We start from the raw sequence: 7,660 nt of genomic DNA on the forward strand, positions 1-7,660 counted from the left end.
TCTTGTGGCCTCGGGGCTTGCTGACACATCAACCCCGATGCCATGGTTTGGAAACAAGGAACTGGTCATCAGTTTCGCTTGATTGCCTCAGTGGCCCAAGCGTTAGTCATTTCCAGTACCGTGGAAATCGAGGCTAGGCAGCCCGGAGGCAAAAGAGCGATACAGGGTTTTTCTAGACATCAGACGCAACCCCGCGGACCCGCTTGTTGCCGAAGCGCGTCGTAAGCTTGCAGCACGCTGAGCTTAAGCTACCGCGAACTCCGTGACTCTGTCAAAGAAAGGAGTGGTCCCTTTGGCGGTTCGGATGCAGAAAATGGCAAAAGGCCATTACGATCCAATTCCGCCAATATTCCCGGCGCGCGTACGTACGAGGTCGCTGCTATCCAAACCAACCACGACAGCAGCGCGGCGAACACTGCCAGGACTGCTGGAACGAGTCGTCTCTTCATCCTGCCCTCATATTTATTCGTCGGCTCAACTTGTGAGTAAGCTGACCCGCATAGTGGGTGCGGGTGGAGCCTCGCAAGCCCCCACATGTTTATGAGCACCTGTTCTAAGGTAGGGTTGCCGGTCACTGGTGCGAAGAAGGACTATTCGCATCTCAACGCGACCAAGGGATCAACGCGCATCGCCCGTCGCGCCGGAATGTAGCAGGCGGCGACCGCGACGAGGGTCAGCAGAATCGCAACGCCGACAAATGTCAACGGATCGGTTGCGCTGACGCCGAAGAGCAAACTTGAGAGCAAGCGCGTGAGTGCAAATGCTGCCACCACGCCGACGATGACCCCGATGCCGGCCAGCCTGGCTCCGTGGCCGAGCACAAGGCGCGAAACATCGCTCGGTTGCGCGCCCAGCGCAATGCGGACACCGATTTCATGCGTTCGTTCACTGACCAGATAGGAATTCACACCATAAATCCCAATCGCCGCTAACGCGAGTGCCAGGAAGGCAAAGACTCCCAGCAGGAGGAAAGCGAGGCGTTGCGCCGAGACGATTTCCGAGATGATTTCGTCCATCGACCTGACTCCGAACACAGGCTGGTTCTTGTCAACCGACCAAATCGCATTCTTGATCGCTGGCAAAATGGCACTGGGCGGCAAGGTTGTGCGCACCACCAGGCTCATTGTCTGCTCGGGGCTTTGCAGAGAGGGAAAGTAAATCGTGGGGCGCGGCTGCTGATCGAAGCCGGTGTCGCGAACCCCACCGACGACACCGACGATTTCGCGCGCGGTCCGCGTGGCGTCCGGGATTTGCAAATGCTTTCCTATCGGATCCTGGTTGGGGAAAAACCAGTGGGCCAACGTCTTGTCAATCACTACCACCCGCGTACGGTCCAGGTTGTCCTGGTCGGTGAAGGTTCGGCCCTCAAGCAGGGGAATGCCCATCGTGGCAAAGTAATTGGGAGTAATGCTCCTGAAATCCGCTGCGAGATGCTCCCCCGGCGGCAGAGGCGGATCTTCCTTGACGACAAAATATCCCATGTCCATGTCGTCCTGGCTGAGCGGGATAATTTTCACGAATGCGGCCGATTGAATTCCCGGCACCGCCTCGACGCCGGCGAGGAAGCGCTGGAAAGTGGCGGCCTGCTGGCGAGGCTCCCGATATTTGGAGTCCTTCGCATCCGCGGGCAATTTTATCCGCAACGTCAGCAGGTGATCGGGATGAAAGCCCGGGTTCGCCTCCAATAGCCGCCAAAAGCTCTTGATCATGAGGCCGGCGCCAATCACCAGCACAAACGCCAAGGCAGATTCGACAATGACAAGCGTGGAGCGGATACGATGTCCACGCGGGCCGGCGAGCAAGCCTCTCCCACCCTCTTTCAGCGATTCGTCGACGTTGCACCTCAGGCTTTGAAACGCAGGAATGAGGCCGAGGATGATTCCCGTCAACAGCGAGATGATTGCCGTGAAAGCAAACGCGGCACCATTCATGTGAATTGTCGGCAGCATGACCGCGTCGGCTGCATTCGGAACGGGAATGCGCGAGGGCACGAAGATCTTCAGCAGGTCGGTGGACCACAGCGCAAGAAGCGAACCTGCGGCGCCGCCGGAGAGTGAGAGCAGCGTGCTCTCAACGAGGAACTGACGGATCAGCCTCAGGTGTCCGGCGCCCAACGCCATGCGAATCGCCATCTCACGCCTGCGCACAATGGAGCGCGCCAGCATGAGGTTGGCGACGTTGGCGCAAGAAATGAGCAGCACAAAACCCACGGCACCAAGCAAGACGAGCAGCGCGGGCCGGAGATACTCCACGCGCACGTCTTCCAGCGGCACCAAAACCACGCCAAAGCCTTTCCGTGACGGACGCGCAACTGCGATCCGTTCCGAGATGACGCTCATCTCCCCGGTAGCCTGCTTTAGCGTGGTTCCGGCCTTGAGCCGGCCGAAAACGCCAAGGTCGGTATCAACACGCTTCACCCAGTCGGTGTCGAAAGGCACGACCACATCCGCAGGAAAAAGAGCGGCAAATTCCGCCGGTAAGACTCCGATTATCGTGTACGGCTCGCCGTTCAACGTCATGCCGCGCCCGATCACAGATGGGGCGGAACCGAAGCGCCGCTGCCAATAGCCGTAGCCCAGGATTATGAAGTTGCGGCGGCTTCCTGCCTCATCCAGGCGAAATGTGCGGCCAAGCAGGGGCTTGATTCCAAAAAAGTCGCCGAAATTCGTTGTTACGCGCAAGCCCGCCACTTGCTCGGGCTCGCCTGATCCCGTCACGGTTCCGGTGCCGTGCTCGAATAAAAACATATCGTCAAAAGACTCGCTCTGCTCCTTCCAATCGAGGTAGTCCTGTCCCGTCGGCCCGATCCGACTCCAGCCGTGTTCGAGGTTGTTCACCCAAATCACCGCCAGGCGGCTGGCATGTCTAATCGGCAATGGCTGAAGAAGGGTTGCGCGTGCCACGTTGAAAATCGCGGTGTTGACGCCGATGCCCAGGGCAAGCGTGAGGACGGCGACGGCGGCGAAGCCTGGTGAGCGGCGCACCTGCCGCAGGCCGCAGCGGAAGTCGCGTCCGATGTCTTCGAGAAAACCAAAGCCCCGCGCATCCCGGACGGTCTCCCTGGCCTGCTCGAAGCCGCCTACAGCAATACGCGCTTGGCGCCGTGCCTCGTCAGGAGCCATGCCGAGGCGTATGTTCTTGTCGGTGAGGAGGTCAATGTGCAACTGCAACTCGTCTCGCAGACGATCTTCGAGCGTGCCCCTGCGGAAGAAGGCGCCGAGCATGCCGATCACGGATCTGAATCGAGTAAGCACGGTGAGCCTCCTAAAACGCGCCCTGGAGTACGCGGCCGATGAATTCCGCCATCCGCTCCCAGTCCTCGGCTTCTTTCGCAAGCCGCCGGCGGCCGGTTTTGGTGATCGAGTAGTAGCGTGCCCGCCGGTTGTTCTCGCTGGTTCCCCACTTCGAGCTGATGCAGCCGCTCTGTTCGAGCCGCGCCAATGACGCGTAGAGCGTCCCCTGGTTCAGCGTCAGCAATTCCCTTGATACATGATGAATGCGCTCCGCAATTCCAAATCCGTGCAGCGGCCCGAGCGTGTCCAGGGCTTTGAGCACGATCAGATCCAGAGTGCCGTACATCACTTCAGACTTGGTTTCGGGCATGTCTCACTCCTTTGGCTAGGCCAAATGAAAGGTACGCCGCTTCATTTGGCCTGTCAAGGGGAAAGTTAACGTCTGGACAATATCTCCTGTCCTGCAGATAGCTGGACCTTCAGCTTCCTCGGGTATACCCGAGACAAACCTGGATATGTTCGTCCTTTCCTATCGCTTGTTGATTTCGCGCTTCATCTCTGTAACGGAGAGATCTCAGACCTAATTCTGAAAATTTCATTTGGCACGCGACAGATAATCCGAGACCTCCTTGAGCGAAGCACGGGCTGCGGGCGCCTGCGGACTGTCGGGCCATTTGTCCAGAAACGCCGTCAGTGTCTTGACGGCCAACGCGGCTGCGCTGTCCCGCTCGATTTGGCTCGGACCATAGTGCACCAGGTCCATCAAGATCACAGGGATGTCGATCATTGCCGCCCGCACAAACTCATCGAGGTCCTTGTCGGAACTGTAGCTGTCCCGGAAACTTATGAATTGATTGGCCGCCTGGTGAAGGTTCGGCGTTCCCCCTTCCTGGTAGTAGGCAAGACCGATGGCCCATGAAGCGAGAGCTTTGGCCTTATCTTCAGGGTGAGTCTTGATGAGCTCCTGGAACGTTTCACGGGCTTCGCTGAATTTCCCGCTGTGCATCAGGCTCAAGCCCTCTTCGAACAGAGTCCTGGCCCCCGGCGACGCCTCTGCCATGATCCGCTGCACCGAAGATGTTACTGCCAGATCGGGTTGGACGAGGGCCATGGATTCATGCGCGCGCATTCCCTCTGTGGTTCCCCCTCTGCCCGTGTTCACCGGGCCGGGATTCCCGGGCGCGCCTTCAAGCGCCGCGCGGCTCCCGGCACCCTCCGCGGCATCAGGTGAAGCGGATCTGTGCTTTGCCAGAAAGAGAACGCAGGCTACCGTCACTCCAAATATGCTGAGAGCAATCGCGGTGGGGAAACGCATGTCCGTCCCTTGGGATTAACAGGCAACCATAGGGTTGATGATTCGACGCGAGGGATCAAGGGAAATCGCTCGGGTAAACCCAAGCCTAGCCCCCGGCTCATTCTCCGGCGGTCGCATCACGCGCCTGTTCGTCCTCGACCAGGCCCGGGCCAAATCGAAACAACAGGCGCGCGTGTCACTTCTTGACCGGCGGAGTTACAACCTTATCATAGTGAATCCGGCTTTCAACCGTGAACAACTTGTAGCCGGAATAGGTGTGCGTGTTGCGGTAGGCTGTCAAGATCGGTCGATTTTTCACCGAAGCAACCGAATAGCGCTCGACTGTGACTACTACTTCGCGAGGGAGCCAAAATACCTCCGGAATGCCCTGGAGGTGCACTTCGCTGAACCGGACCTCCGTCGTTTGTCTCGTCACGCCGTATCGCGACGGGGGCTCGAGCAGGTCTGTCCGCAAGCGCACGATCTGATAGGTCTGCGGATCTACCCACACCAATCCCTGCAGCAACACAGGAGTCAGATTGTTGCTGCCGATCGCTGCCAGAAAATCTCCGGCCTCGGGCCTTTGGGCGAAGGCGATCACCTGAGCATGAGGCGCCGAGGCCTGCTTTCCCAGGTAGCGAAAACGGGACCCGAAACGATGACTCGGGTGAAGGAAGATGCAGTGGCCCGCAAACCCGGAGGTGACCATATAGCCCGACGTCTTATCGAGCTTTGCCGGAAGCGCTTTGCTGTCGGTCCTGAGCTTGACCGACTTTCCCTGGCTGTCGGTCCGGTATTCCTCGATGCTGGTCCCTGTTGGATCAGGGCGCGAAAGGAGCAGATAGTCAAAGCTCGCCTTGAGCGAGGCCTCGACTTTCCCATCTTCTCTCAATCTCTGCATGATGATCTGCTCTTTCGATGAGGTGTCATGGATATTCTTGAAAAACGCCTCCACATTTTCTCCTGCTTTTTTGAGAAGCAGGCCGAGATCCTGCTGGTTCTCATCAAACTCGAGATCGTGGAGTTCTGCGCCATACCGATTGCGCAGATCCTGGAAACTCAAGTCCACTACGGTCGTTTTTTCAGGATTGGTTGTGCGCTGTTGAGGAACCGCAGTCTGCCCGGGCGTGACCAACGCGAAACCTGGCCGCAAAGAGAAGCAACAGCAGCCGATAACGATGAGTGCAGGGATGGCGAAGGATGATCTTGAGCGGCTGCCCATCCGGGAACCCCTTGCTGCCCGGCCGGCCTGATATCCGGAACGGGCCTTCAGTAGCGAGCTATGCGACCCATGATACAACACCTGATGGCCTGCCGGCGCCCATTTTATCTTGTCAGGAAAATACTCATGAAGAGCAAAAGATTTACGCAAAGGGGGCGGAGGAGATCCCAGAGCGCGGAGAGTTTGGGGATGACACTCACATTGGGGAAATCGGGTACCTCTTCCGTCCCCGAGTCATGATATCCTGCCCCGTGCAACCTGGGTTACATTGCTGTCTGTTCATCAGAAACGACACTGCGAATTCATTCAAACGGGAGTTTCCATGAGAAACACGAATCGAGGAATCTGCGTGATGGCATGTTGTGCGATCCTGCTCGGAACCAGCCTGCTTATGGCTCAGGATTGGCCGCAGTGGCGCGGGCCCAACCGCGATGGCAAGGTTGCCGGGTTCGCCGTGCCCGCGATCTGGCCCAAGCAATTCACCCAGAAATGGAAGGTGAGTGTCGGCGGCGGCGTCGATTCGACGCCCGCCCTGGTCGGCGACAAGCTCTACGTCTTTGCTCGCCAGGGTGCGGATGAGACCACGCTCTGCCTGGACGCCGCCACGGGGAAGGAATTGTGGAAGGACAGCTATGCCTGCCCCGCGGTGACCGGGCCTTCGCAGGCCATCCACTCGGGGCCGCGCAGCTCGCCCGCGGTGGCGAACGGCAAGGTCGTCACCCTTGGCGTTACCGGGATCGTCTCCTGCCTCGATGCCGCCGGCGGCAAGCTTCTCTGGCGTAAAGACGAGTTCTCCGGCGGTTACCCGGTCTATTACACGGGAATGTCGCCGTTGATCGTCGATGGCATGGCCATCGTTCAGGTCGGCGCACCGAGCAACGGCGGCATCGTCGCTTACGACCTGAACAGCGGCGGCCAGAAGTGGAAATGGACCGGCGACGGCCCCGGCTATGGATCGCCGGCTCTCATGACCGTTGATGGCACCAGGCAGATCGTCACCCTTACCGACAAGATGCTCGTCAGCGTTGCCCTGGCCGATGGCAAGCAGCTGTGGCAGATCCCGTTCCCGGGATCGGCAATGATCTGGAACTGCGCCACCCCTATCATCGACGGCCAGACCGTCATTATCGCCGGCCAGAATCGAGGCACCAAGGCCATCCGGATCGAAAAGCAGGGTGCTGGATTTGCCGTCAAGGACCTGTGGGCGAACAAGGAGATTGGTGTCCAATACAACACGCCCGTGCTCAAGGACGGATTCCTCTACGGCCTGTCGGACCGTGGAAGTTTCTTCTGCATGAATGCCAAGACCGGTGAGACTGTCTGGACCGACACGGTGCGGCGCCGGAATTTCGGCGCAATCCTGGATGTCGGCCCGGTCTTGATTGGTCTGACGCAGGATGGAACCCTGTCGGTGTTCCAGCCGAGCGACAAAGCTTATACCGAGATCGCCAGCATCAAGGTTGCCGACACACAGACGTATGCTCATCCGGTGCTTGCGGGCAAGCGGATATTCGTGCGGGACCAGGATTCAGTGACGCTGTGGGTGATCGATTAGGCACCCGCTGGAATTCGGGACAGGCGCCATAACCTCGAAAATATTCGAGCCTGGCGGAGATTGGCTTTCCTGGAATTTCGAGGTTATGGCGCTGTCCTGAATGGCACTTAACTAAGGGTGATTGGAATCGTCTTGAGCCTACCAGGAGCAGGGGGTTGAGCCCCGAAAGGGGCGCTCACAGTCCGCAGCCCAGGGCGCGAGCCCTGGGAATGAGGAACCGTTAACAAAGAGAGCCCTGTAAGGCATGCGCGTCAAGTTAAGGAGAGCCAGCTGTTTTCCGCAGGATCGCTTCCATTGCGGAGACAAAGTTGGGGCGATTCCGTTTGTCATAGGTGCAGTATCGCTGTACGGCTCTG

Annotated in this window: 5 protein-coding genes; 1 reads left to right on the plus strand and 4 read right to left on the minus strand. The window is 58.7% G+C overall.

The window, feature by feature from the left end; all coding sequences use genetic code 11:
* Positions 1-590: 590 nt before the first annotated feature.
* From LAP85_29100 to LAP85_29115, 4 genes are all read right to left on the minus strand, one after another.
* The gene (locus LAP85_29100) at positions 591-3,254 is read right to left on the minus strand and encodes an ABC transporter permease (protein ID MBZ5500470.1); all 2,664 of its coding nucleotides are present in this window, start codon (positions 3,252-3,254) and stop codon (positions 591-593) included.
* Between the two features lie 10 nt (positions 3,255-3,264).
* Positions 3,265-3,603: a PadR family transcriptional regulator gene (locus LAP85_29105; GenBank protein ID MBZ5500471.1), complete on the minus strand. Its 339-nt coding sequence runs from the start codon at positions 3,601-3,603 to the stop codon at positions 3,265-3,267.
* A gap of 225 nt (positions 3,604-3,828) precedes the next feature.
* On the minus strand, positions 3,829-4,548 hold the full coding sequence (locus tag LAP85_29110; protein MBZ5500472.1) for a tetratricopeptide repeat protein: 720 nt from the start codon (positions 4,546-4,548) through the stop codon (positions 3,829-3,831).
* Between the two features lie 175 nt (positions 4,549-4,723).
* Entirely contained in the window at positions 4,724-5,749 is a 1,026-nt protein-coding gene (locus LAP85_29115) for a hypothetical protein (protein ID MBZ5500473.1), read from the minus strand.
* 322 nt (positions 5,750-6,071) lie between these two features.
* Between LAP85_29115 and LAP85_29120 the strand changes: the two genes are divergently transcribed.
* On the plus strand, positions 6,072-7,304 hold the full coding sequence (locus LAP85_29120) for a PQQ-binding-like beta-propeller repeat protein (GenBank protein MBZ5500474.1): 1,233 nt from the start codon (positions 6,072-6,074) through the stop codon (positions 7,302-7,304).
* Positions 7,305-7,660: the final 356 nt, after the last annotated feature.

This window comes from Terriglobia bacterium, from assembly GCA_020072565.1.
Lineage (GTDB): Bacteria > Acidobacteriota > UBA6911 > UBA6911 > UBA6911 > JAFNAG01.